Source organism: Rhizomicrobium sp. (genome assembly GCA_037200385.1).
Classification (GTDB): domain Bacteria; phylum Pseudomonadota; class Alphaproteobacteria; order Micropepsales; family Micropepsaceae; genus Rhizomicrobium.
Genome location: JBBCGL010000001.1, coordinates 349,309 through 375,192 on the forward strand (window position 1 = coordinate 349,309; position 25,884 = coordinate 375,192).

Consider the following 25,884-nt stretch of genomic DNA (forward strand, 5'->3'; position numbering starts at 1 on the left):
GTATCGGGTTACCGCGTGTCGCGATCCGCGAGACGCCGGATGATGTCGCCCGCGGCGAACAGCGTCTGCTGCTCCCGCGCGTCGAGCTGGGCGACGGCCTCCAGCAGCCAGGCGCGCTTGGCGTCGCCGGTGCGCTTGCGTTCGGCCTCGCCCTTCGGCGTCGGCGTGATCGTCATCTGCCGCCCGTCCGTCGGATGCGGCACGCGCGCGACCATGCCGAGCCCTTCGAGGGCGGCGATCGTCGCGCCCATCGATTGCGGTTTCATCCCTTCGGCGCGCGCCAGTTCGGCGGTGGTGGCGGGTCCGCCGACGACCAACCGGCCGAGCACGGCCGATTGTGTCCAGCTCAGCTCATGCGCCCCCGCGGCGCGGACGCGGCGCGCCAGCAGGCCGACGGCCTGGACGAAATCGGTGACGGCGGCCTTGAGGTCTTTGGGCATGACCAAGCCACGCTACGACATGACAGGTGAACTTGCAAGTCTAACTTGCAAGTTCACCTGTTTATATCGTCGCCGCTGTCGAGTCGTATCGAGCAGGTTTTGCGAAAGATGCCTATTCGGCGGTCCAGCCGCCGTCGACCGAGATGTTCGCGCCGGTGATGTTCTTCGCCGCGTCCGAGCACAGGAACACCGCGATCCCCGCGACCTCCTCGACGGTCACGAACTCTTTGGTCGGCTGGGCGTCCAGCAGCACGTCGTTGATGACCTGTTCCTTGGTCATGTTGCGCGCCTTCATCGTGTCGGGGATCTGCTTCTCGACCAGCGGAGTCCAGACATAGCCCGGGCTGATGCAGTTGACCGTGATGCCGTGCGTCGCGGTCTCCAGCGCGATGGTCTTGGTCAGGCCGGCGATGCCGTGCTTGGCCGCGACATAGGCCGACTTGAACGGCGAGGCCACCAGCGAATGGGCCGAGGCGGTCGAGATGATGCGGCCCCAGCCGCGCTTCTTCATCCCCGGCACCGCGGCGCGCATGCACAGGAAGGCCGAGGTCAGGTTGATGGCGATGATCTGCTGCCATTTCTCGACCGGAAACTCCTCGACCGGCGCCACGAACTGGATGCCGGCATTGCACACCAGCACGTCGGCGGAGCCGAAGGTGGTCTCGGCCAGCGCGATCATGGCGGCGACCTCGTCGGGCTTGGTCATGTCGGCCGGCGAGTAGATCGCCTTGACGCCGAAATCGGCCTCGATGCCCGCGCGCTCCTTCTCGATGGCTGCGGCGTCGCCGAAGCCGTTCAGCGTGATGTTGGCGCCTTCCTTGGCGAAGGCGCGGGCATAGGCGAGGCCGATGCCGCTGGTGGAGCCGGTGACGACGGCGGATTTGCCTTTGAGCGACATGGGGTAACTCCTTTAAGGGGTAAGATAATCGTGCAGCACGCGGCCATAGGGCAGCACGAAATCGACGATCTGGTGGCGGCCGCCGACGATCTCGAGCACGGGCAGGTCGGCGACACGGCAATTGACGTGCGGGATCAGGTGCAGCCGCGCCGGCCCGTCCCACGCCTCGTGGACGACGATGTCTTCCAGATTATAGCCGACGAGCTGGGCGACCTTGGGCTTGCCGTCGACATCCGGAATCCATTTGAGGTTCACGTTGAGCTTGGCGATGCCCGCCTTCACCATGTCGAGCTTGTCGGCGAGGCTGACGGGTTTGTAGCTCATCGTGCCAAGCGCCACGCGCTCGTCGTCGTAGTGCAGGGTGCCGGTCAGCGTATCCTTGATCACTTTGAGTCGCGGCACGCCGTATTTCTTGGGAAAGCCCCAGATCTCGCGCCCGCCGGTGATCGGCGGCTCGTCGTCCAGGTACATCTGCACTGAGAAATTGCACGGCTCGCCGTTGAAGGTCGCGAACACGCCGGTGCCGCTCTCCTCATAGTCGCCGAAGCCCGACGCATCGGGCATCTTCATCCACTCGTAATAGGCGAGGTCGCCCGCCGCCGGCGCCAGCGGCTCGGGCAGGGCGGCGCGGATCGCCGCGGGGTCGGTGCGATAGGTGATGATGAGATATTCGCGCCGCACGAAACGGAACGGCCCGTGCGGATAGCTCGGGCTGAACAGCGGCATGGACGAGGCGTTCAGGATGTCGTCGCGCGTCACTTGAGAGGCTCCATCTCGATCAGCTTGGTCGTCGCCTTACGGCGCTCGCACACCATCTCGCCGCGCTTCTCCATCGTCTTGCGCAGGTCCGCCAGGCCGGCGGCCCAGTGCTCCAGCATGGTCTGGCGCGAGAATTCATAGTCCTTCGACGGGCCTTCATAGGGCTTGCGGCGATAGACCAGCTTCACCAGCGTCACCGCGTTCTCGTAGGACAGGTCGCCCAGCAGCTCGGCGTTCGGCGTCTTGCGCAGTTCGGGCGGCAGCGAGTCCAGCAGCGCGCGCAGCGCAACCTTGGCCTCGTGGATTTTCAGCCCCATCTCGGTGTTGTGCGCGGTGCGGCTGGCATAGCGGATGTCCTTCTCGCGCTCGGCGACTTCCAGGAGCGTGCGCGGCAGCCGGCCGGCCGCGTTGAACAGGTCGACCTGGAGGATCACGAGATCGTCCTTCGTCACCGTCTGCATCACATGTTGCAGCGGCGTATTGGAGACGACGCCGCCGTCCCAATAATGCTCGCCGTCGATCTCGATCGGCGGAAAGCCGGGCGGCAGCGCGCCCGAGGCCATCACATGCTCCGGCCCGATCCGCTGCGCGGTGTTGTCGAAATAGACGAGCTGGCCGGTCCGGATGTTCACCGCGCCCAGGCTGAGGCGGACCTCCTTCGCGTTGATCCGGTCGAAGTCGACCAGCTTGGTCAGCGTCTCGCGCAGCGGGCCGGTGTCGTAATAGCTGAGCGCTTCGGGGGCACCGGGCGGATAGAACAGGGCCGGGGGGAAGCGCGGACGGAAGAAGCCCGCCACGCCGGCCGCCGCGGTCCAGGCGGCGGCGGCTTCGTTCAGGACCGACCGCACCGTCGCGCCGGGGACATCCGGGTTGAAGGGCATGCCGACGCTCGAGGTCTCCCAGAACGCCCGCAGGTTGGCGAGACGGTCTGCGCGCCGGTTGCCCGCGATGAGCGCGGCATTGATGGCGCCGATCGAGATGCCCGCGACCCAATCGGGATGATAATCGGCCTCGGCGAGACCTTCGTAGACGCCGGCCTGGTAGGAGCCCAGCGCCCCGCCGCCCTGCAGGACAAGGACGCGACGCGGTTCGGCTACGGGCTTGGGAGATTCATGCTGCATTGCAGCAAATATAGCGCTACCGCCCGGCTTTTGCAGCCGTCTTTTTCATGAAGATTTGGAGATGATCGGACGTCTATCCGCATCCAGAGCCTTTCGAAGGACGAAGGCGCCGCTCTCGGGCAAGGTTCCGTCCTATCCGCCCGTCTTGTGCCCCAGCACTGCCAGTGCCGCATGCGCCGCTTCGATGCCGCCGACCGGATCGAACACGCCGTCCTCGACCGACCACAGCGCGCTCAGCACGCCATGCGCGAAGCACCAGCGCAGCAGGCGCTCGGGATCGAGCGCCAGCCGCTCCGCCAGGATGCGCACCCGGCGTGCCAGCGGCTTGGGCTCGCAGAACGCGCGCGTAGGATTGTGCAGGAAGGAGGCCGCCTCGAACGCCAGCTCGCCTGCATAGCCCTTGGGATCGATCACCAGCCAGCCGCGGGCCTCGTCGCGCACGACATTGGCGTGATGCAGGTCGGCATGCAGCAGGAAGCGCTCCGGCGCTTGGCTCTCGCACAGCGCGAAGAACGCGCGCTTGCCGTGTTCGAACAGGTCGCGCGTGAGCAGCGCATGCTCCGGATAGGGCCTGTTGAAGCAGCGCCCGCAATCGAACAATGTCGGGAAACCCTGGGGCGCGGGTCTGTCGTGCAGTGCCCAAACCGTGTCGCACCAGATGTGCGTGGCGCGGTCGTCGTCCTCGGACACAAGCTCGCCGAGCGCTGTGCCCGGGACGACGCGTTCGATCACGACCGCTTCCGCGTCGGCCTCGAACACACGCACGGCGCGGTCGCCCCAATGGCGCAGGATCTGCGCGCTGCGGCCCTCGTCGCTGTGCGGCTTGAAGACCTTCAGCAGCACGGGCGCATTGCCGCGCTTGGCGAAGGTCAGCCAGGAACTGTGGGTCTCGAACGGCTTGCCGTCCGGCGTCAGCCGCCACGTGTCCAGGTGCGGCTGAAGCTGCGGATGCGTCAGGCGTCGGCCTTCTTGGGCAGGTTGATCGGGCGGAACAGGAAGGCCGGCAGCTCGTGCCGTTCCGGTTTCACCGGCGCCGCGTCGTTGCGGCGGTCCTGATGCGCCTTGTGCGCCGGCTCGCGCGGCTTGCCTTGCGGCTGTTGCGGCTTGGGCGGACGCGGCTCGTGCCGCTTCTTCTGCGGCTGCGGCGCGCGCTCCTGGCGCGGTGGTTCGGGCGCCTGCGCGGCGGCCGGCTGTTCGGCCGGCGCCGCCGCGACGTCGGAGGCCGTCGCCGGCTCCATCGCCGCGACATGCTCGTGGAATTTGTCGGGCCGGAACTTGTCGCGGCGGCCGCGATCGCGCTCGCCTCGTCCGCCGTTGCGCCCGCCCTTGCGTTCCTCGTCGCGGCGCGGCTTGCGGTCCTCGCGCACTTCGAGATTCTCCATCGTCTTGCGGCCGATGGGCGACTTGGTCAGGCGCTCGATGGCGTCGACCTGCTTCTCGTCGCGCGGCGTCGCCAGCATATAGGCGTGGCCGGCGCGCCCGGCGCGCCCGGTGCGGCCGATCCGGTGGACATAGTCGTCCGGGTGATAGGGCACGTCGAAATTGAACACATGGCTGACCGCGGGGATGTCGAGGCCGCGCGCCGCCACGTCGCTGGCGACCAGGATCTTGAGGTCGCCGGCGCGGAAACGGTCCAGGGTCTTGGTGCGCAGCGACTGGTCGAGATCGCCGTGCAGCGGCGCGGCATCGAAGCCATGCTTGACCAGCGACTTGGCGACCACGTCGACGTCGCGCTTGCGGTTGCAGAACACGATGGCGTTGTTGAGCGTCGGCTCGGCCTCGCGGATCAGGCGGCGCAGCGCCTCCCGCTTGGCCCAGTCGTTCGCCGGGACCAGCACGATCTCCTGCGTGATGTTGGTCGCGGTCGTCGCCGGCCGCGCCACTTCCACCCGCACCGGATTGTGCAGGAACTGGTCGGTCAGCCGCTGGATCTCCGGCGGCATGGTCGCCGAATAGAACAGGGTCTGGCGCGTGAAGGGCAGCTTCTTGCAGATCTCCTCGACGTCCGGGATGAAGCCCATGTCGAGCATGCGGTCGGCCTCGTCGATGACGAGGATGTTGACCTGGCTCAGCATCAGCTTGCCGCGCTGGAAATGGTCCAGCAGGCGGCCCGGCGTGGCGATCAGCACGTCGACCCCGCGGTCGAGCTTGCGGTCCTGGTCGTCGAACGACGTGCCGCCGATCAGCAGCGCCATCGAAAGCTTGTTGAACTTGCCGTATTTCTCGAAGCTCTCGGCAACTTGCGCCGCGAGCTCGCGCGTCGGCTCCAGGATCAGCGAGCGCGGCATGCGCGCCTTGGCGCGGCCGCGCGCCAGGAGCTCGATCATCGGCAGGGTGAACGACGCCGTCTTGCCGGTGCCGGTCTGGGCGATGCCGATGATGTCGCGCCGCTGCAGCACATGGGGAATGCCCTGCGCCTGGATCGGGGTTGGAATGGTGTAGCCGCTCTCGGCCACCGCTTTCAGCACATCGGCCGAAAGCCCCAGGCTTTCGAAGCCGGGCGCTTCAGGGGCAGAAAGAGGTGGGCTGGCGTCAGCCGTAGAATTCGAAGAAATCTGGACTTCTTCAATACCGGCTTCCGCGCCGGTGCTCGTCACGATGCTCGTCTTACGCTCCTGGTGGGGCGCAGGCGTGCGCCCTAGGTCCACGCCCGAATTGGCGATCCGACTCTATGTGCGTCGCAATATAGCGCAATTTTGTTACTTTTCAACCTCCGTGATTTTCAGCGAGTTCCATAAGGAGCTCCCGCCACTCGGGGGGAAGACAAGGCACGGACCGCTTCGCCGGCCAGACGCTCCAGTCTGCCCCTCGACAAGCGCGCCGCCGGAGGCAACGCTCCGGCCGAACGCGGGAGGGGATCATGGATTCGAAGGCGAGCGGCGCACGCCCGCGCCTGATCCTGCTCGCGGCCCTTGCGGTCGCGATCTGGGTTCTCGGTGCCACCTTCAACGGCTTGCCCGCGCCGCGCCCGATGAACGCGCCGGCCACCGCCTTCTCGGCGGCCCGCGCAAATGTCGTGCTCCGCGACCTGCTGGGGCCCGAAATCCCGCATCCCGTCTCGTCCCGCGCCAACGATGCGGTGCGCGAGCGCATCCGCAAGGAATTCGCGGCGCTTCATGTCGGGACTTCGGTCTACCGCGCGCTCGGCTGCAACGGCCGCAGGCAATACGGCTTCTTCGCCTGCGGCACCGTCGAGGACATCATCGCCGAGGTCGCGCCCGGCCAGGGCAAGGCGATCGTCCTGCTGGCGCATTACGACTCCGTGCCCGCCGGTCCCGGTGCGGCGGACGACCAGTCGGGGGTCGCTACGGTCCTCGAGACCGTGCGCGCGCTTCAAGCACGCGGCCTGAAGACCAGACACCCGATCCTCGCCCTGATCACCGATGGCGAGGAGGCCGGCCTGCTTGGCGCCGCGGCCTTCGCCGACAACCCTGCCTTCCTCGCCCGGGTCGGCGTGGTGGTGAATGTCGAGGCCCGCGGCAATCAGGGGCCGAGCCTGCTGTTCCAGACCAGCCCCGGCGACGGCGCGCTGATCGATCTCTATGCGCAAAGCGTCCCCGAATACGCAACCAGTTCGCTCTTCGCGGTGATCTACAGGCTGCTGCCCAACGACACCGATCTCACGGTCTTTCTCGATCGCGGCCAGACCGGTTACAATTTCGCCTTCAGCGGCAATGTCGCGCACTACCACACGCCGCTCGACCGCCGCGAGAATCTCAGCCTCGCGACGCTGCAGCATCACGGCGACAACCTGCTGGGCACGGTCTCCGGATTGATGCAGACCGATTTCGCGGCGCTCAAGGGCGGCGACGCGATCTATCTGACCGTATTCGGCCATCTCCTGCCGCGCCTGCCGGCGAGCTGGGCCATTCCGCTCGCCGTTCTCGTCATCCTGCTGCTGGTCGCTGCCGCCTGGGCCTCGCGCGGCGAGGTGCTCGGCATCGGCCGCCGCCTGGTCGCCTTTTCAATTCCGCCGGCCGCGCTGCTGGGTGCGGCGCTGTTCGGCTGGTTGCTCCACACCGTTGCTTCGCTGGTCTCCGGCCAGCCCGATCCATCCTATGCCCATCCCGTCTGGCTGCGCCTCGCGCTCGCGCTGGGAGTCGCCACGGCCCTGTTGCTCTGGACGCGGCTCGCCAGCCCCCGCCTGGCGGCGCTGTCGGTCTGGTCGTGGTTCGCCGGTCTTGGCCTGGTCACCGCGATCTTCCTGCCGGGCCTGAGCCCTTATTTCCTGTTTCCCGCGCTCATTGCCGCGATCCTGCTCATCGTGCAGGCACGGCTGGACGGCGCCGGGGCCGAAGCGGTCGGCGTGCTCCTCGCACTTCCAGCCTTGGTCATCTGGCTCTCGCTGTCCTCGGCGTCGGAGCTCGTGCAGGGCCTCGCGCTGCATCCGCTGATCACGGTCACCATGGCGTTCGCCGCACTGCCGCTCCTGCCGCTGCTCGCACCGCGTCCGCCGCAGCGCTGCGCCGCGGTCACCGCCGTTGCAGGCCTCGTCCTCGCAGTGATCGCCGGTTTGCATCCGGCCTATAGCGTGCGGCAGCCCGAGCGCCTCAATCTGAGCTTCGTGGACGACCATATCGCGGGCAAGGCGGTCTGGGCCGCCGATCCGGCCGGCGCGCTGCCCGCATCGCTGCGCGCAGCGATGCCGTTCTCCGCCGCGCGCCGGCAGGCCATGCCGCTCTCGTTCACCAACGCCTATGCGGCGCCGGCCGGGGCGACGCGCTATGCCGCGCCCTCCGCAGCGATCGCGAGCCGGCCCGACGGCGCCGGCCGCCGCGTGACGCTCGCGCTGCACGGCTCGGCGCTGGCCAATCGCATGGTCGTCGTCGTGCCGAAGGACGCGGGCCTCCTGCGGGCGGAGATCGACGGCAAGTCCTTCGCGCCCGATCCCGGCGCGCCGGGACCCTACGGCACGGTCATCGCCTGCATGACCGACGATTGCCGCGGCAAATCGGTGACCCTCGTCTTCGCGTCGCGCAAGCCGGTCGGCGTCACGCTGGGCGAGCAGCATTACGGCCTGCCGGCGGATGCCGCCAGGCTCGTCGCGGCGCGTCCTGCCACCGCGGTCCCCTCGCAATCGGGCGATACGACGATCGTCTTCGGGAGGCTGACGCTGTGAGCCGGAGCGACGAGATCGAAAGCCTGATCGCGACCTTCGAAGCGGGCCTGCGCGGCAAGCCGGATTACGCCCTGCACATGATCGGTCTCGCCGAGATGGTGGCGAAGAAGAAGCACAAGTTGCGCGCCTTCGAGCTCGCGCGCATCGGGCTTGCGGCGGGGCAGGGCGATCCGCGCGTCGTCGCCCGCGGCCGGGCGCTGCTCCATTCGCTTCTCCCCGGCTATCACGTGCCGATGATGAACGATGCATGGCGCAATGCGGCGTGGGACGCGGTGCTGCGGCGCGCGATCAAGCCGGGCATGCAGGTCTTCGAGATCGGCACCGGCGCCGGCATGCTCGCGCTGATGGCGGCGCGCGCCGGAGCGGCGCATGTCTTCACCTGCGAGAGCGATCCGGTCGCGGCGGCGCTGGCGCGCGAGCTTGCCGGACACAACGGCTATGCGGACCGCATCACGGTGCTGGACAAGCCGTCGCAGGACGTGAAGGTCGGCATCGATCTGCCGCGCCCCGCCGATCTGCTGTTCTGCGACATCTTCGGCGACGACCTCTTCACGTTCGATCCGCTCGGCGCGATCGCCGACGCGAAGGCGCGGCTGCTCGCGCAGGGTGCGATCACCGTTCCCGCCGCCGCATCCCTGCGCGTCGCGCTTGCCGCCTGGAGCGACTATCCGCGCATCGGCCGGCTCGAAAGCGCCTGTGGTTTCGACCTGACGCCGATGGCCGACTTCACGACCGCCGCCAAGTCGAGCGCCATCGGCGATCGCGATCTGCGGCTGATGTCGGAACCGGTCGAACTCCTCCGCATCGCGTTTTCCGAGTCTTTCGCGCTGCACGGCGATGTGGAGGTGACGTGTGAGGCGTCGGAGGACGGCAGCGCGAACGGCCTGGCGCGCTGGCTCCGGCTCGAGCTCGATGGAGAAACGACACTGGAAGCGCGCCCGGAGCCCGGCGCCGTGTTCTTCTCGAGCTTGAACATCCTGCCGTTACCGGTGCCTTGCGCGGTGCGCCGGGACGAGGCGTACACCATCAAAGCCGCGTACAGCCACCGCAAGATAGAGACCTGGCTGGCCTGACTGACTCGATTCTAGAGTCTGTTGTGATCAGAAGGAGTCAGCCAAAAACCTGTCATGGCCCGCAAAAGCGAGGGCTTTTCGGAAGTTGGGATTACTGATTCATTGTCTGTGTTGATCGGACGGTGGATTGGGCGATGGCGGAACGTCGTATCGGGCAGCTGAGCTTCGCGGATGGGGCGGTTGTTGCGGCTGGCGGCAGCAGCGGGGCGCTGGACCGAGTGTTTGCGCTTTTGGACTGGGCACCGGTGGAAGTCTTGCTGGCGCCGTTGCGCGGTGGTCCGATGGGGGCACCGGGCTATCCGGCCCTGATGCTGTTCAAGGCGCTGATATTGCAGCGTTGGTACGCGCTGTCGGACCCGGCCCTGGAGGAAGGCCTGAAGGACCGGCTATCGTTCCGGCGCTTTGCGGGCCTTGCGCTGAGCGATCCGATCCCCGACCACGTTACGCTGTGGCGGTTCCGCGAGAGCCTGGCGGGCGGGCTGGAGGAGGCGCTGTTCGCCGAGATTGGCCGGCAGATCGAGGCCGGCGGCTTCGTGCTCAAGCAAGGCACGCTGATCGACGCCTCGCTGATCCCCGCCGCGGTCAACCGGCCGCCCAGGCCGCAGGGCGATGGTCCGCGTGACGATGCGGGCAGAGCGGCGAGCAAGCTGGTGGGCAGCGAGCACGACCCCGACGCGGCCTGGACAAAGAAGGACGGCCAATACCACTTCGGCTACAAGCTGCACGCCGCGATGGACAAGACCAGCCGCTTTATCCGCCGCCTCCTCTTCACACCGGCCAACATCAACGAGAGCGCGGTTGCCGACCAATTGATCTGCGGCGACGAGCAGGCCGTCTACGCCGACAAGGCTTATGACAGCCACGGCCGCGCGGTCCGGCTGGGCGCGATGGGCATCACCAATCACATCATGCGGCGCGGCCATCCCAAACGCCCACTGACGCAAGACGAGCATGCCCGCAACAGCCGCCTCGCCAAGGTCCGTGGCGCCATCGAGCCGCTGTTCGCGCTGTTCAAGAACGTCCACGGCCTCAAGCGTGCACGATACCGAGGCCTGGCACGCAACGCCTGCGCCTTCCACCTCGCAGCCATCGCCATAAACCTCAAGCGCTGGGCCGCGGTCGCGTAGTCCGATCCGACCAAGCCGGGCCATCCACCCGGAGCGCAATCCCTGCAAAAGGCTCAAAGCTCAAATGCGAGCCCCAAACCCCCAACTTCCGAAAAGCCCTCGCGAATGCGGGCCATGACACCGGATTGTTGCATCAACTTGAAAACAACGGACTCTAAACGTCCACCCCGGTCACGAACTGCGCGTTCTCCTGGATGTACTGGAAGCGCAGCTCGGGCTTCTTGCCCATCAGCCGCTCGACGATGCTCTCGGTGTCCTTGCGCGCATCCTCGGCGATCTCGACCTGCAGCAGCGAGCGCGCGCCCGGCTTCATCGTCGTTTCCTTGAGCTGCGCCGGCATCATCTCGCCCAGGCCCTTGAAGCGCCCGATCTCGACCTTGGCGCCGGCGCGGAACGCGGTCTTGAGCAGCGCGTCGCGATGCTTCTCGTCGCGCGCATATTCGGTCTTGGCGCCTTGCGTCATGCGGTAGAGCGGCGGCATCGCGAGATACAGATGCCCCTCTTTGATGAGTTGCGGCATCTCGCGATAGAAATAGGTCAGCAGCAGCGACGCGATATGCGCCCCGTCGACGTCGGCATCGGTCATCACGATCACGCGGTCGTAGCGCAGGTCGGCCTCGCGGTATTTGCTGCCCGTGCCGCAGCCCAGCGCCTGCACCAGGTCGCTGAGCTCCTGGTTCTGCTGCAGCTTGCCCGCCGCCGCGCTCGCCACGTTGAGGATCTTGCCGCGCAGGGGCAGCACCGCCTGGGTCGCGCGGTCGCGCGCCTGCTTGGCGCTGCCGCCGGCGCTGTCGCCTTCGACCAGGAAGATCTCCGTTCCCGCGCGGTCGCCGCGCGTGCAGTCCGACAGCTTGCCGGGCAGCCGCAGCTTGCGGGTCGCCGATTTGCGCTGGGTTTCCTTCTCCTGGCGCTTCTTGAGCCGGTCCTCCGCCTGGTCGATCACGAAGTCGAGCAGCCGGTCGGCCTCCGCCGGGCTCTCCGCCAGCCAGTGATCGAAATGATCGCGCACCACGTTCTCGACCAGCCGTTGCGCATCGGGCGAGGACAGCTTGTCCTTGGTCTGTCCCTGGAACTCCGGCTCGCGGATGAACACCGACAGCACGGCGCAGGCGCAGCTCATCACGTCGTCCGCCGTCATCAGCGCCGTCTTGCGGTTGTTCACCCGCTCGCCATGGCTGCGCAGCGCCTTGGTGAGCGCCGTGCGCAGACCCTGTTCATGCGTGCCGCCCTGCAAGGTGGGGATCGTGTTGCAATAGGAATGCACGAAGGGATCGATCTGCGGCGTCCAGGTGACGGCCCATTCCACCGCGCCCTTGCCGTCCTTGTTCTCGGTACGGCCGGAGAAGTCGCGCTGGTTGACCGTGTTGCTCGCGCCGACCTCGCTCTTGAGGAAGTCGAGCAGCCCGCCGGGGAATTTCAGCACGTCCTCGGCCGGCGTCTCGCCCTTGATCAGTTCGGGATCGCATTTCCAGCGGATCTCGACGCCGCGGAAGAGATACGCCTTCGACTTGACCATCCGGTACAGCGTCGCCGGCGAGAAATGGCAGTCCTTGCCGAAGATCTGCGCGTCGGGATGGAAAGAGACGATCGTGCCGCGCCGGTTGACCGCGCCGAGGTCCTTGAGCTTGCCCACCGCATGGCCGCGCTCGAAGCGCATCTTCTGCGCCTGGCGGTCGCGCGCCGACTCGACTTCCATCCATTCCGAGAGCGCGTTCACCACCGAGGCGCCGACGCCGTGCAATCCGCCCGAGGTGTCGTAGACCTTGCCGCCGAACTTTCCGCCGGCATGCAGCGTGGTCATGATGACTTCGAGCGCCGACTTGTTCTTGAACTTCGGATGCGGGTCGGTGGGAATGCCGCGGCCATTGTCGCGGATCGTCAGCACGTCGCCCGCGGAAAGTTCCACCTCGATCCGGTTGGCGAAGCCCGCAACCGCCTCGTCCATCGCATTGTCGAGGATTTCGGCGGCGAGATGGTGCAGCGCGCGCTCGTCGGTGCCGCCGATATACATGCCGGGCCGCCGGCGGACGGGCTCCAGGCCTTCCAGGACCTCAATGTCCTTGGCGGTATAGCCCTTCGAAGCGGGCGCGTTGTCGTCGAACAGGTCTTTGGCCATGGGTGCCGTGTGCGAGCGTTGCGATTCGGGAACTTCTAAGCTTAACCGAGGCGAAAGCCAGCGAAACCTGGGCCCGCCTCGCAGCCCTTTCTTAACTGCGGTTTTCTACATTTGGGACGGCGTCGCACGAGCGGCGGATTGTCGAGCGGCACCGGTATGCGTAGCTTTCATCTGTGGACGATTTCGGAGCCGCCGCGCGTCGCCGAGGCGCGCCTGAGACTGCTCGTCGAGACCCTGCCGTCCACCATCGGCCTCAACCCGCTCTGGACGATCGTCTTGTTCCTTCCGCTGCTGCGCGCCAGCGGTTTGTTCGGGCGCGTGCCGCTCTGGCACTTCTTCCTCGCCTTCGCGCTGCATGCGGCGCTCTCGGCCGCGGCGACGGCGATCTGGCTGCGCAACCGCCACCGGCTGCGCAACCCCGCCGCACTGCGCTGGCAGCTCGTGGCGCTGCAATTCGGCATCGGCGTCGTCTGGGGAACCGTCCTTTGCCTTTTCAACGTGCGCGGCAACACCGTCAGCAGCATCTATCTGTGCATGATGTTCGTCTCGGTCGTGTGGTCGATGGTCTTCACCCGCGCCGCGCTGCTGGAGGTGCTGTTCGCCGGCGTCGTGCCGATCACGCTGATCTACGGCACGCGGCTGGTGACGGGAACCGGCGAGGTGCCCCTGGTCTTCGCCCAGCTGCTGCCGCTGTGGACGGTCTACATCTCGCTGATGGGCGTCAGCGGCGCCAAGCGCATCGACCAGTCGCTGCGCGAGCATTTCGCCAATGTCGATCTGTCCGCGGCGCTGCGGGCCAGCAACAACGAGGCGCTGCGCGGCCGCCAGGAGGCCGAGGCGGCCAATTCCGCCAAGACGAACTTCCTCGCCAATATGAGCCACGAGCTGCGCACCCCGCTCAACGCCATCCTCGGCTTCTCCGACATCATCGCCCAGCAATCGCTGGGGCCGCAGGCCGTGGCGCGCTACAGCGAATACGCCTCCGACATCCACGCCTCGGGCGCGCATCTGCTGAGCCTCATCAACGACCTGCTCGACGTCGCCAAGATCGAGGCCGGCAAGATGGAGATCGAGCCGCGGCCGCTCGACGCCGCCGCGGCGGTCGCCGACATCGAAAGGCTGATCGGGCCCCGCGCCCGCCAGCGGCGCCAGACGATCCGTTGCGAGATCGCGCCGGATCTGCCGCTGCTCGTCGCCGACGACCGCGCCTTCCGGCAGATCGCGCTCAATCTGCTCTCCAACGCGGTGAAGTTCACGCCCGAGGACGGCCGCATCGACATCGCGCTGCAACGCAGCGGCAATGGCGGGTTGCTGCTCGAGGTCGCGGACAACGGCCCGGGCATTCCCGAGGAGAAGCTCGAACGCGTCTTCGAGCCGTTCTCGCAGATCGACAACCGCTATGGCCGCCAGTCCGGCGGCACCGGCCTGGGTCTCGCGCTGGTGAAGGGCCTTGTCGACCTGCATGGCGGCCGGGTCTGGATCGAAAGTGCGCCCGAACGCGGCACCAAAGTCTATGTTTACTTCCCGTTAGTGACCGAATTCTCCGCGCCGGCCCAAGTAATGGCCGGCTAACCTTTACAGCTCTCAGAGAATTTTAAGAACCACGCCCTACGATCCACGGGCCTCGCATCCGCGGGCGGCAGGCAGGGATTCGGCCGGTGGGATTTGGACAGCAGCTCAGGGTGAGGCGCAGCGCCGACGTGCGGGTGCTGAACGCGCAACTCGACCTCGTCGCCTCCGCGATGCGCACGACGCGGTTCACCTCGCCGCTCTGGGCCCTCGCGCTCGCCTGGCTCGGGTCGGACAGCTTCGGCTATCTCGGTCAGCGTCCGTTCGCCGAGGCGATCCTGCTGCCCTGCGTCGTGTCGATCACGATGTTCCTCGCCTCGAACATCGTCTCCTTCTACCAGATGACCACGGCGGGCCAGACCGACTACGAAGCGGTGCGCCCCTGGTTCGCGCGCATGACGGTGCTGCAGGTCGTGATCAGCACGATCTGGGGCCTGGTGCCCTGGCTGCTGTGGGATCCGGCCAGCCAGATCAACCATATCTTCCTCGCCGGCGCGACGATCGCGATGCTCTCGACCCTGATCGTCAGCCGCGCGACCCATATGGACATGTTCATCGCCTGCCTGGCGCCGATCTCGGCGGTGGCGGCGCTGCGCTTCGCGTTCGGTGGCTCGATGCTCGACTACGGCACCGCGCTCGTCATCCCGGGCTTCGCGGCGCAGCTCTTCTTCGACGGCCGCCGCCTGGCGCGCCGCGTCGACGAGGACGCCCGCCTGCGCTTCCAGGTCGAGGATCTGGCGCGCGAGTTGGAGGAGACCCGCGACGAAGCCCTGCGCAAGCGCTTCGAGGCGGAGACCGCGAACGCGTCGAAGACCGCGTTCCTCGCCAATATGAGCCACGAACTGCGCACGCCGTTGAATGCCATCCTCGGCTTCTCGGAGATCATCGCGCAGGAATGCTTCGGCCCCGTCGGCTCGGCGCGCTACAAGGAATATGCCGGCGACATCCATTCCTCGGGCGCCCATCTGCTCAGCCTGATCAACGACCTGCTCGACGTCGCCAAGATCGAGGCCGGCAAGATGGAGATCGCGCCGCATCCGCTGGACGCGCGCCGCACCTTCGACATCGCGCTCAAGCTGATCGGTGCCAAGGCGCGCGAGCGCCAGCAGACGCTGGGCATCGAGATCGACGCATCCTGCCCGCCGCTCTATGCCGACGAGCGCGCCTTGAAGCAGATCCTGATCAACCTGTGCTCCAACGCGGTGAAGTTCACGCCCGAGGGCGGCCGCATCATGGTCCGCGCCGAGCTCGCGCGCTGTGGCGGTTTCCAGATCAGCGTCCAGGACAACGGCCCGGGCATCCCGCGCGAGAAGCTCGACAAGATCTTCACGCCGTTCAGCCAGGTCGACAACCGCTACGACCGCCAGGCCGGCGGCACGGGCCTCGGCCTCGCGCTGGTGCGCGGCCTCGCCGAGTTGCATGGCGGCCGCGCCTGGCTGGAAAGCGAACCCGGCAAGGGCTGCTGCGCCTATGTCGTGCTCCCGGCAAGCCTGCCGGATCTCAAGACCGAGAGCGAAGCGGCGGCGGCGTAACGTGCTTGTCATCCCCGGCGAGCACGAGCGCTAGCGAGTGCGAGGGAAGGGGACCCAGGTAGGAAACACCGTCACGGTATTTCCTACCTGGGTCCCCTTCCCCTCACGCCGTTGCGCGGCGTTCGGCCGGGGATGACAACGCGCTACCCCGGCTCGATATCCGTGAAGATCGCGCTCGGATGCAGGCGCAGGAAGGCCGACACCAGCACCTGCTTCTCCCCCGGCACGGGCTTCTTCAGCGCGATCCAGTCCTCGACCTCCGCCGCCGTCGCACCGGTCGCCGCGGCAAGCGCCGCGCCCGTCAGCCCGCCACTCTTCAATGCCGCGTCCAGTCCGACCGCCCAGCGCGGCGGCGGCCCGCCCGGATTGATCTTGAAGGTGTTCTCGCCCACCTCGCGCATCCACTGCGTCACGCGGTCCGACAGATAGCCGCCCGTGATGCCGAGGAACGAGATGAGATAGGGGCTCATATTGGCCTGCGCGCTCGGTGCCGAGCTCTGCGTCATCGCCAGCATGCCGGCGGCCGCGAAGAAGAACAGCGCGAACGCCACGCCCGCGCCCAGCCCGATGCGGAACAGGATGTCCCAGAAGCCGCGTCCCTCGGGGTCCTTGAGGAAATCCTGGCTGATATAGATCAGGCTCCCCAGGATGCCCATGAAGATCGCCAGGGTGAGGACCAGCATCATCTTGGGCAGCAGAACGATGTGATAGGCGTTCTCCCCGACCAGCGTCTTGAACGAGAAGAAGTCCTCGCACAGATTCCAATAGGCCGGATTGGAGAGCGCCGATCCCTTGGGCGCGATCTCCTCGTCGAGATCCTTGTTGCGCGTGTCGAGCGCGCTCTCCTGCGCCTTCAGCGACGCCAGCCGGGCGGTGTCGGCGTCGTATTCCGAATGCGCCTTGCGATAGACCTCGAAGCTCGCATAGATCTGTGTCTTGAACTCTGTGAGCGCCTTGCGGGCCGTCTCCGCCTGCGGCGACGCGTCGGCCTCGCCCAGCTCGGAATAATAGGTTGCGAGATAACCGGTCACCACGCTGTCGAAATCGAGGATCTCCAGTTGCGCCGTCGCGGGCGGCGGCGCGGACGGGCCGGATCCGCCGGTCGCGGCGAGGGCTGGGGGCGAAACGCCCGGCGGCGGCGCGAAGGGGCGCAGCTTCAGCGGCGGCAGGATATAGGCCGTGTCGTTCTGGTTGATGAAGGTGGTGACGTCGTCGGCGCTGCTCGTCATCCGCGCCAGCGCGCCGCGCGAGTCGACATCGGCCGTGCCCAGCGCGTCCTCGACCGCCTTCTGCTTCTTCGAGATGACGTCGAGCTGCGAATAGTAGTACTCGACCGACGCCACGTCCTGGCGGATCGCGCCGATGGTCGACTTGGTCGTCGAGAGGTCCGGCGCCGCCATCGCGTTCTGCAACTGCTCGGCCGTGAGCACGAACAGCAGCACCGCGCCCGTCGCCGAGAACGCCGCGATCAGGAACAGCCCGATCAGCACGCGCCGGATTTGCGGCGCCAGGGCATTCAGCGACCGGAACACGGCGTTCTGTGTCGGATGCTCTGCGGCGTAGGACGTGTTCGCCATGTCGCTTGCCTTTCCATTCCGGGCAAATCTTCAACAGCAACGCCGGGCTTCCCATGTCGATGGGCTCTCAGGGCGGCACATCGGTGAACAGGGTGTTCGGACGGACGCGCAGATAATAGGCGAGCGCCTTCTGCGCCGCGCTCGGCACCTGCTTGGTCAGGGCCTGCCAGTCGTCGAGGTCGCTGACGGTCTCGCCGATCGCCGCGGCGAGGGTCTGCGATGTCAGGTTCTGGCGTGCCATCTCGGCTTTCAGCCCCACCGCCCAGCGGGCGGGCTCCTCCGCGCTTTTCAGGCTGAAGGTGTTTTCCCCGATCTCGCGCATCCAGGCGGTGACGCGATCCGACAGGTAACCCGCCGTGATGCCGAGGAACGAGATGAGATAGGGGCTCATCGCATGGTCGCCGCTCTGACTGGCGGAGTTTTGCGACATCGCCAGCACGCCGGCGGCGGAGAAGAAGAACAGGGCCAGCGCCACGGCGGCGCCCAATCCGATCCGCGACAGCATCTCGCCCGTCGTCGCGAAGCATTTTTCGAGCACCACCCGGCGCGTCAGGTGGATCAGGCTGCCCAGCATGCCCATGAAGATCGCCAGCAGGAGGACCAGCATGGCGTTGGGCAGCCAGACGACCTTGAAGACCGATGTCCCGAACACTTCGTACGCGCGGAAGTCTTCGAGAACGCCGGCGTACTGATCGTTCTTGAACAGGGTAGGAAGGTCCGGCAGCGGCGTGGCAAGCTCCTTTTCCCGCCCGGTCGCCAGTTGCGAACTGTTGTAGTCCTGGCGCCACTGCGCATCGGCCGTGTTGAAACTGTCGATGGCGGGGGCCAGCGCCACCCGGACTTCGCGGCTGAAGCTGTCGACTTGGGCACCCGGGATGTTCCCACCCGCCGCCTTGGCGATCAGGTCGTTCAGCATGCCATCCAGGCGGTCCTGGACCGAACGGCTGAAGCCGCTGGTGCCTGTGTCCGAAGGAAGCGCGATGCCGATCTTCGCCAGATCGGGATAGCGGAGCAGGATCGCGGCGACCTGATGTTCGGCGCTTCGTTCCGCGGCCGAGATTTTTGTCACGGCGGCGCGCATCTCGGCGTCGAAGCCGGCCAGCTTGTCGTGCGTGCTGTCGAGTTCGGCGGCGCGGCTGGCCTGCAGCTTTTCGCGGCCATCCAGGGTGGCGACGTCCTCGCGGACCTTGCCGATCGTCACGCCCTTGGCGACATCCGGCGGCAGCCCTTCGATCGAATGCTGGAGCTGGAGCGCCGAGATGAGGATCAGCACCATGCCGAAGACGACGAGGAAGAACGCCGCAAGGATCGATCCGGCGACGATCCAGCGCAGATCCGAGATATGTAAGTTGTTCGCAGTATTCGGTGCAGCGCTCACCCCAGCCCCCGCCTTCGCGCGGCGCGAGACTATTATACTTCCCGAAGTATAGGCAATGTATTCGCCGGCCGTCTGGCGGCCGCCAATGGAGTCCGGACCCGGAAGCCAGCTGTCGCTCCCGGTCCGGGCTTCCCGTCGGTCCAAACAAAAAGGGCGCGGCACATGCGCGCCGCGCCCTTCCTGCGATCGTGCGGCCGGTCAGACCGAGTAGTACATCTTGAACTCGACCGGGTGCGGCGTGTGCTCGAAGGCGTACACGTCGCCCATCTTCAGCTCGATATAGGCGTCGATGAAGTCGTCGCTGAACACGCCGCCCTTCTTGAGGAAGGCGCGGTCCTTGTCGAGATTCTCGAGCGCCTCGCGAAGGCTGCCGCACACCGTCGGCACCTGCTTCAGCTCTTCGGGGGGCAGGGCATAGAGGTCCTTGTCCATCGGGTCGCCCGGATGGATCTTGTTCTCGATGCCGTCGAGGCCGGCCATCAGCATGGAGGCGTAGGCGAGATAGGGGTTCGCGCCCGGATCGGGGAAGCGGACCTCGACGCGCTTGCCGTTCGGCGAGTTCGAGAACGGGATGCGGCATGACGCCGAGCGGTTGCGCGACGAATAGGCGAGCAGCACCGGCGCTTCGAAGCCCGGGATCAGGCGCTTGTAGGAGTTGGTCAGCGGGTTGGTGAAGGCGTTGATGGCCTTCGCATGCTTGATGATGCCGCCGATGTAGTAGAGGCAGGTGTCCGACAGGTCGGCATAGCCCGAGCCGGCGAACAGCGGCTTGCCGGCCTTCCAGATCGACTGGTGCACATGCATGCCCGAACCGTTGTCGCCGTAGATCGGCTTGGGCATGAAGGTCGCCGACTTGCCATAGGCGGCGGCGACCTGGTGGATCACGTATTTGTAGATCTGCATGTAGTCGCCGCACTTGGTCAGCGTGTTGAACTTGAAGCCGAGCTCATGCTGCGCGGTGGCGACTTCGTGATGGTGCTTCTCCGGCTGGATGCCCATGTCGCCCATGATGGCGAGCATCTCGCCGCGCATGTCCTGCGCGCTGTCGACCGGCGGAACCGGGAAATAGCCGCCCTTGACGCCCGGACGGTGGCCGAGGTTGCCCTGCTCGTATTCCGTGCCGGTGTTGTAGGCGCCTTCCATCGCGTCGAGATAGTAGTAGCCCTTGTTCATGCCCACTTCGAAGCGCACGTCGTCGAAGATGAAGAACTCCGCCTCGGGGCCGAAATAGGTCGTGTCGCCGACGCCCGACGAATTGACATAGCTCTCCGCCGCCTTGGCGATCGAGCGCGGGCAGCGGCCATAGCGCTGGCCGGTGGTCGGCTCGACCACGTCGCAGATCAGCACCAGCGTGGTCTGGGCGAAGAACGGATCGATGACGGCGGTGTCGAGGTCGGGCACCAGCGTCATGTCCGACTCGTTGATCGCCTTCCAGCCCGCGATGGAGGAGCCGTCGAACATCGTGCCTTGCGTGAGGAAATCCTCGTCGACCATCGACAGGTCGAAGGTCACGTGCTGCCACTTGCCGCGCGGATCGGTGAACCGCACGTCGACGAACTTGACTTCCTTGGACTTGATCAGCGCCAGGATGCTGGCCGGAGTAGCAGGACTATGTGCCATGACTTACGTATTCCCCTTCAAGAGATTGAACCTAAACCCGGTATGGATTCTTCAGATCGCGTCCGCGCCGGTCTCGCCGGTCCGGATGCGGATCGCTTCTTCGACATTGAGGACGAATATCTTGCCGTCGCCGATGCGGCCCGTGCGCGCAGCCTTCTGGATGGCGTCGACCGACGCCTCGACCCGCGCTTCGTCCACGACGATCTCGATTTTCACCTTCGGCAGGAAATCGACGACATATTCGGCGCCGCGATAGAGCTCGGTATGGCCCTTCTGCCGCCCGAAGCCCTTGGCCTCGGTGACGGTGATTCCCTGGACGCCGACTTCCTGCAGCGCCTCTTTCACTTCATCCAGCTTGAACGGCTTGATGATCGCTTCGATCTTTTTCATGCATGTCTCCCCGGCGGCTCAACCGGCCGCAGCGTTAACGATTTAGCAGGACTCGTGCCGGTTTTCGCGTAAAAATCGTATAGGAGATTCAATGGGTTGTGGACGGCCTCTCGCCGCCGCTGAAGCGGCCGCCTAAATTCACGGCCGAATGCCTATTTTTTCACCGTCATGGCCGCCCTCGTGGCGGCCACCCATGAACACCGTTATGAAGGAACTGCGCGGTACCGAAACTGTTGGCAAACAGGCTAAGCGATGAAGAAGACTCGAGCACGAACCAAGCCCCGTACTTCTGGCAAGGCCCATGAGACGCATGCACTCAAGACGGCCGAATATTTCGCGGATCGGCGAGGGCGGGCCGACTTTCGCGCCTTCGATCGCATCATGGGCCGCAAGCGCGGCGAGAAGCCGCGCGAGGGCGACGAGGCGTGACGACATTCACATGCGTGCTGGAATTGGTGGTTGGAAGCCTCCGCAATCGACGCGATAGGGTTTCGAATGAATGACTACAAATACAAGGGCATTCCTTTGTCGCCGAGCATCGCGGCCGAGCTGGCACTCGAATTCGTTAGCTCATCGAGAAATCCGGTAAAGCGCGATGACATATTGAAATTTGTCGTTCAAAAGCACGTTAGCTCGGCTGGCACGGCAGCCAACGACGCGGAGGCAACTTTAAAAAAGGCTCTAAGTTCGCTGGTGACAGACGGAAGGTTGGTCCGTCCGTCGGTCGGCTGGTACCGAGTTGGTCAAAGCACGTTAGCTGGTGAAGAACTCGACAATTCCGCATTGGCAACTCTCGATGAAGCTGTCGGCGGCGATGGGGAGCAGCTTCCGCCACGCCACAAACTCGGATCGGGAGCCGAGTCTGTCTATCTTTATTATCAATCTTCCGACGAACGACTGGCTCGTCTTGAAGGTCGGGACCATTGGCCATGTAAGATTGGGTTCACGGCCGGACTTGTGACCACCCGTATCCTTTCGCAAGGGGCCCTTACTAGCATCGCAGTCGCTCCGATAGTTGGCCTTGTAATAGCTACAGATGACGGACGAATGTTGGAGCGAGCGATTCACGCCGCCCTTGATCAAGCCGGCACGCGAATTGACGAGGGCTTCGGGACAGAGTGGTTTCAGACATCGCCGGAAAGAGTTGTTTCTTGGTATGAAAGCTATCGCAAGATCGTCGATGGATTAAAGATCGCAGGCTAGCGAGCAGCACGGTGCTTGGAGCGCTGCGTGGCGGTGGTGGGCGAACATCGCGGTCCAATCCGATTTCTTCGTGCCTGCTTTCATCGGTGATGCCGGCAATCAGGTCATCGATATCGAAGGGAGTCTTCTCGTACATGCAAATGCGTGTTCGGCCCGCCTAAAACCCCATCCGCTTCAATTCCGCCTTCACCGCCGCGATGGTCTTGAAGCGGAAATGCTTGGTCTTCCCGTCGCGCCAGGTGCAGTCGCAATCGCCGCCGAAATGGGCGCTGACCGCCTTCAGGTAAGTAAGCTGCCCGCGCACCGCCGCGTCGTCGAAGATGCGCACCTCATAGAACGTGCCGCTGACGTCGTAATGCTCCGTGTTCCAGCTCAGGATGACGATCAGCTCCTGCGCCGGATCGCGGTCCGCATTGGCGAAACCAATGGCCTCGACCCGCGCCGCGCCGCCTTCCTCCTCGCCGGTGGTGACGTCGATCTTGCGGTACGAACCATCCGCGGCCTTGTCCAGCATCACCACCAGACGATCCGTGCTGTCCTGCCCGCTCGGATGCATGTAGCTCGCGAAGATCACCGGCCGCCCGTTCCAGCGCGCCTCCAGCGCGTCAGGTTCCGCGTCCGGCGCGACCGCCAGCACACGTTCGGCGAATTGCAGCGCCGTCTCGGCCGGCCCGCGCTGCCAGCCCGCGGCCGCGAAGGCTCCTCCGCAGAGCAGCGCCGTCGCGACCAGCGCGAAACGCCCGATCACCGCCCGTGCCGCAGCACCAGACCCGCACGCGCGCCGGTCGACTGGTCGTCCAGCACATTGACCTGTCCGTTCACCAGCGTCGCCTTGTAGCCCCGCGCCTTCTGCGTGAAATGCGGCGCACCGCCCGGGAAGTTGTGCACGATATGCGGCTGCAGCTGCGTGAGCCGCTCCAGGTCGATCACGTTGACGTCCGCCCGCTTGCCCACCGCGAGCACGCCGCGATCCTTCAGCCCCATGATCCGCGCCCCGTCCGAAGTCATCCGCTGGATGCCTTCCTCGAGCGAATAGACCGCGCGCTCCTTGACCCAGTATTTGAGAACGAACGTCGCCCAGTCGGCATCGATGATCTGCGAGACATGCGCCCCCGCATCGCCCAGGCTCGGCAGCACATGCTTGGAGCTCGCAAACAGATCGCCCAGCTCGTCCATGTCCTGGCAGAACAGCCGATAGTTGAACAGCGCGCGGCCCTCCGTCTCGCGCGACAGCCGCAGGAACAACTCGACAAACGCCTCGCCGCGCACCGCCATCGCGTCCTTGACGCTCGCATCGCGCGGCGCCGTCAGGTTCGGCACGTCGGCGTCGCCGATATAATAAGTATGCTCAAGCGGCAGCCGCGTCTCGCCCTCCTCGATCAGCCGCGCCGCCATATGCGGATCGCGGATAGCCGCGACTCGTCCCGCGAAATCCATCGCGCGGACCTTGTCCCAGCTCTCGCCGCGGAAGGGCAGGGAGCATTGCAGCCCGAACATGAAGCCCGTGCCCTTCACCTGGCAGATCGCGGTGAGGTCGCGCCCCTCCGCCAGCTTGTCGATCCCTTCGGCCGAGCGGCGCCCATCGCCCTTGGCCGCGCCCACGCCATAGGAGAACAGGATGCGGCTGCCCGCTTCATCGCCGAGCACCTTGAGCACGTCGCCCGTCGCGCCGACCGCCTGCATCAGCGCCCCGCGCGCCGCAACCGCCTTGCCGATGGCGACCAGCTCCGACGGATCGGCGAAGGTGCCGGGGATCGAGCGCCCGTCCGGCGCCTTGTGGGGCGCGAAGCGGTTGGTCGAGAAGCCGACCGCGCCCGCATCCACCGCGCGCGCCACGATGTCGGCCATCTGCGCCGTCTCGGCGCCGCTTGCCTGGTCCTCGAAGGACCGCTCGCCCATCACGTAATAACGGACCGCGCTATGTCCCACGAGCCCGGCGACGTTGATGCCGGGCCGGAGCGTATCGAGCGTGTCGAGATAGCCGCCGTAATCCTCCCAGGTCCAGGGCAGCCCCGTCATGATCGCGCCGCGCGGAATGTCCTCCACCGACTCCATCATGCCGGCGAGGAATTCGCGGTCCTTCGGCTTGCACGGCGCAAAGGTCACGCCGCAATTGCCCATCAGCGCCGTCGTCACGCCATGCCAGGAGATCGGCGTGAGGTCCGGGTCCCAGCCGATCTGTGCGTCGAGATGCGTGTGCAGGTCGATGAACCCCGGCGACACCATCGCGCCATCGGCATCGATCTCCCGCGCGCCTTTCGACGCGACGGTGCCGACCTCCGCGATCAGCCCGTCCTTGATCCCGACGTCGCCCGAAAAGGCCTTGGCCCCCGTGCCGTCGACGATCTTCCCGCCGCGAATGACGATGTCATGCGCCATGCTGTCCTCCCGATGTTATCTGCCGCGGATGCTAGGGCATCCGCGCACCAAGGCAACCTGTCGCTAGGGCAAGACACATCCAAAACTGTCATCCCGGCCAAGCCCGGCAAAGCCGGGCGCAGAGCCGGGACCCATCGTGCCGCTGGAGGAATGGGTCCCGGCTCTGCGCGACGCTGACGCATCGCTTGGCCGGGATGACATTCCATAGGATAGTTCTGCCATGCCCAACCCCGTCTTCGCCTCCCTCCCGACCACGATCTTCACCCACATGTCCGCGCTCGCCATCGAGCATGGCGCGATCAATCTCGGCCAAGGCTTCCCGGACGAGGACGGCCCGCTCGCGGTGCGCGAGGCCGCGTCGCGCGCGCTGATCGAAGGCCCCAACCAATATCCGCCGATGAAGGGCAGGGTGGAGCTGCGCCGCGCCATCGCCGGCCATGCCAAGCGGTTCTACGGCCTCGACTTCGATCCTGAGACGCAGGTCCTGATCACCTCGGGCGCCACCGAAGCACTGACCGCCTCGATCATGGGTCTGGTGGGGCGGGGCGACGAGGTCGTGCTGATCGAACCGTCTTACGATTCCTATCGGCCCATCGCCGAAGCGGTCGGCGCCATCGTGAAGAGCGTGAAGCTCAAGCCGCCGCATTGGCGCCTCACCGAGGACGATCTGCGCGCTGTCGTCGGCCCGAAGACCCGCGCCGTGATCATCAACAGCCCGCTCAACCCGATCGGCCGCGTCTTCGACCGCGAAGAACTCTCCGCCCTTGCGCGCGTCGTCCAGGAAACGAGCGCCGTTGTGATCTGCGACGAGGTCTACGAACACCTCGTCTTCGACGGCAAGACCACCCCGCCGCTGATCGCCTTTCCCGGCATGGCGGAGCGCTGCGTCCGCATCGGCTCGGCCGGCAAGATGTTCTCGCTGACCGGCTGGAAGGTCGGCTGGGTCACCGGCCCGCGTGCTTTGGTTGAGGTCGTCACCAAGACGCATCAGTTCATCACCTTCACCACGCCGACCGCGCTCCAGCTTGGTGTCGCCTACGGCATCGAGCAGCAGATCGATTTCACCCTGAACCTGACGAGAGAGCTGCAAGCCAAGCGCGACAAGCTCGCCGCCGGCCTTAGCCGCCTCGGCTTCGACGTCCTCCCCTGCGAAGGCACCTACTTCCTCACCGCCGGAATCCGAGGCCTCACCAACGAGCCCGACCGCGCCTTCTGCGAGCGCCTGGTGAAGGACGCCGGCGTCGCCCTGATCCCGCTCAGCGTGTTCTTCGACGAGGCCAAGCCCGATCACATGGTGCGGTTCGCCTTCTGCAAGAAGCACGAGGTCATCGACGAGGCGATTGCGCGGTTGGAGCGGTATTTCGGGACGGCGCGCGGGTAAAATATCATTGTCATCCCCGGCGAGCACCGCGAAGCGGTGCGAGGGAAGGGGACCCAGGCGCCAAATACCGTGACGGTATCTCCCACCCGGGTTCCCTTCCCTCGACGCACGCCGTGCGTCTCGCCGGGGATGACAACGGAGTTACCCGACGTAACCGCCCCGCTTTGAATTCCCCGCGTGCCCGTGCTGTCATCGCCGCAAC

Annotated in this window: 21 protein-coding genes; 8 read left to right on the plus strand and 13 right to left on the minus strand. The window is 66.1% G+C overall.

Annotation, left to right across the window (positions count from 1 at the left end; translation table 11 throughout):
- Window positions 1-8: 8 nt before the first annotated feature.
- From WDM91_01480 to WDM91_01505, 6 genes are all read right to left on the minus strand, one after another.
- Window positions 9-440, minus strand: a complete 432-nt coding sequence (locus WDM91_01480; GenBank protein ID MEI9993239.1) for a MarR family transcriptional regulator — start codon at window positions 438-440, stop codon at window positions 9-11.
- 112 nt (window positions 441-552) lie between these two features.
- Window positions 553-1,338 (minus strand): 3-hydroxybutyrate dehydrogenase, encoded by a 786-nt coding sequence (locus tag WDM91_01485; protein MEI9993240.1) that lies wholly within the window; start codon window positions 1,336-1,338, stop codon window positions 553-555.
- Between the two features lie 12 nt (window positions 1,339-1,350).
- Window positions 1,351-2,097 carry an acetoacetate decarboxylase gene (locus tag WDM91_01490; GenBank protein ID MEI9993241.1) on the minus strand — a complete coding sequence of 249 codons (747 nt, stop codon included), beginning with the start codon at window positions 2,095-2,097 and terminating at the stop codon, window positions 1,351-1,353.
- Window positions 2,094-3,218 carry a patatin-like phospholipase family protein gene (locus tag WDM91_01495; protein MEI9993242.1) on the minus strand — a complete coding sequence of 375 codons (1,125 nt, stop codon included), beginning with the start codon at window positions 3,216-3,218 and terminating at the stop codon, window positions 2,094-2,096. Before WDM91_01495 ends, WDM91_01490 begins: the two co-directional genes overlap by 4 nt.
- A 132-nt stretch (window positions 3,219-3,350) precedes the next feature.
- Window positions 3,351-4,175, minus strand: a complete 825-nt coding sequence (locus WDM91_01500) for an aminoglycoside phosphotransferase family protein (protein MEI9993243.1) — start codon at window positions 4,173-4,175, stop codon at window positions 3,351-3,353.
- Window positions 4,172-5,686, minus strand: coding sequence for a DEAD/DEAH box helicase (locus WDM91_01505; protein MEI9993244.1), 1,515 nt, complete (start codon window positions 5,684-5,686; stop codon window positions 4,172-4,174). Before WDM91_01505 ends, WDM91_01500 begins: the two co-directional genes overlap by 4 nt.
- Window positions 5,687-6,078: 392 nt before the next feature.
- On the opposite strand from WDM91_01505, the gene WDM91_01510 reads away from it, so the two are divergent.
- The 3 genes from WDM91_01510 (at window position 6,079) to WDM91_01520 (ending at window position 10,537) form a co-directional block, all read left to right on the plus strand.
- A complete protein-coding gene (locus tag WDM91_01510) occupies window positions 6,079-8,337 on the plus strand; it encodes a M20/M25/M40 family metallo-hydrolase (GenBank protein ID MEI9993245.1) in 2,259 nt (752 codons plus the stop codon).
- Window positions 8,334-9,410, plus strand: a complete 1,077-nt coding sequence (locus WDM91_01515) for a 50S ribosomal protein L11 methyltransferase (protein ID MEI9993246.1) — start codon at window positions 8,334-8,336, stop codon at window positions 9,408-9,410. The genes WDM91_01510 and WDM91_01515 overlap by 4 nt, the downstream gene beginning before the upstream one ends.
- 134 nt (window positions 9,411-9,544) lie before the next feature.
- The gene (locus WDM91_01520; protein ID MEI9993247.1) at window positions 9,545-10,537 is read left to right on the plus strand and encodes an IS5 family transposase; all 993 of its coding nucleotides are present in this window, start codon (window positions 9,545-9,547) and stop codon (window positions 10,535-10,537) included.
- Between the two features lie 154 nt (window positions 10,538-10,691).
- On the opposite strand, the gene parE is transcribed toward WDM91_01520, so the two are convergent.
- Window positions 10,692-12,653: a DNA topoisomerase IV subunit B gene (gene parE / locus WDM91_01525; GenBank protein ID MEI9993248.1), complete on the minus strand. Its 1,962-nt coding sequence runs from the start codon at window positions 12,651-12,653 to the stop codon at window positions 10,692-10,694.
- Between the two features lie 156 nt (window positions 12,654-12,809).
- Here parE and WDM91_01530 point away from each other — a divergent pair, with 156 nt between their 5' ends.
- A complete protein-coding gene (locus WDM91_01530; GenBank protein MEI9993249.1) occupies window positions 12,810-14,225 on the plus strand; it encodes an ATP-binding protein in 1,416 nt (471 codons plus the stop codon).
- Window positions 14,226-14,311: 86 nt separating this feature from the next.
- The gene (locus WDM91_01535; protein ID MEI9993250.1) at window positions 14,312-15,754 is read left to right on the plus strand and encodes a HAMP domain-containing sensor histidine kinase; all 1,443 of its coding nucleotides are present in this window, start codon (window positions 14,312-14,314) and stop codon (window positions 15,752-15,754) included.
- 143 nt (window positions 15,755-15,897) lie between these two features.
- On the opposite strand, the gene WDM91_01540 is transcribed toward WDM91_01535, so the two are convergent.
- The 4 genes from WDM91_01540 to WDM91_01555 all read right to left on the minus strand — a co-directional run bounded on the left by WDM91_01540 (window position 15,898) and on the right by WDM91_01555 (window position 20,719).
- Window positions 15,898-17,331 carry a hypothetical protein gene (locus WDM91_01540; protein MEI9993251.1) on the minus strand — a complete coding sequence of 478 codons (1,434 nt, stop codon included), beginning with the start codon at window positions 17,329-17,331 and terminating at the stop codon, window positions 15,898-15,900.
- 67 nt (window positions 17,332-17,398) lie between these two features.
- Window positions 17,399-18,709 (minus strand): hypothetical protein, encoded by a 1,311-nt coding sequence (locus WDM91_01545; protein MEI9993252.1) that lies wholly within the window; start codon window positions 18,707-18,709, stop codon window positions 17,399-17,401.
- Between the two features lie 198 nt (window positions 18,710-18,907).
- On the minus strand, window positions 18,908-20,329 hold the full coding sequence (gene glnA, locus WDM91_01550) for a type I glutamate--ammonia ligase (GenBank protein ID MEI9993253.1): 1,422 nt from the start codon (window positions 20,327-20,329) through the stop codon (window positions 18,908-18,910).
- 51 nt (window positions 20,330-20,380) lie between these two features.
- Window positions 20,381-20,719, minus strand: a complete 339-nt coding sequence (locus tag WDM91_01555; GenBank protein ID MEI9993254.1) for a P-II family nitrogen regulator — start codon at window positions 20,717-20,719, stop codon at window positions 20,381-20,383.
- Between the two features lie 252 nt (window positions 20,720-20,971).
- Between WDM91_01555 and WDM91_01560 the strand changes: the two genes are divergently transcribed.
- On the plus strand, window positions 20,972-21,148 hold the full coding sequence (locus tag WDM91_01560; GenBank protein MEI9993255.1) for a hypothetical protein: 177 nt from the start codon (window positions 20,972-20,974) through the stop codon (window positions 21,146-21,148).
- Between the two features lie 66 nt (window positions 21,149-21,214).
- Window positions 21,215-21,922: a GIY-YIG nuclease family protein gene (locus tag WDM91_01565; protein MEI9993256.1), complete on the plus strand. Its 708-nt coding sequence runs from the start codon at window positions 21,215-21,217 to the stop codon at window positions 21,920-21,922.
- A 157-nt stretch (window positions 21,923-22,079) separates the two neighbouring features.
- On the opposite strand, the gene WDM91_01570 is transcribed toward WDM91_01565, so the two are convergent.
- Window positions 22,080-22,670, minus strand: coding sequence for a hypothetical protein (locus WDM91_01570; protein MEI9993257.1), 591 nt, complete (start codon window positions 22,668-22,670; stop codon window positions 22,080-22,082).
- Complete coding sequence (locus WDM91_01575) at window positions 22,667-24,301, minus strand: amidohydrolase family protein (GenBank protein MEI9993258.1); 1,635 nt, start codon at window positions 24,299-24,301, stop codon at window positions 22,667-22,669. The genes WDM91_01570 and WDM91_01575 overlap by 4 nt, the downstream gene beginning before the upstream one ends.
- 220 nt (window positions 24,302-24,521) lie before the next feature.
- Here WDM91_01575 and WDM91_01580 point away from each other — a divergent pair, with 220 nt between their 5' ends.
- The gene (locus WDM91_01580; GenBank protein ID MEI9993259.1) at window positions 24,522-25,682 is read left to right on the plus strand and encodes an aminotransferase; all 1,161 of its coding nucleotides are present in this window, start codon (window positions 24,522-24,524) and stop codon (window positions 25,680-25,682) included.
- The last annotated feature ends 202 nt before the right edge of the window (window positions 25,683-25,884 follow it).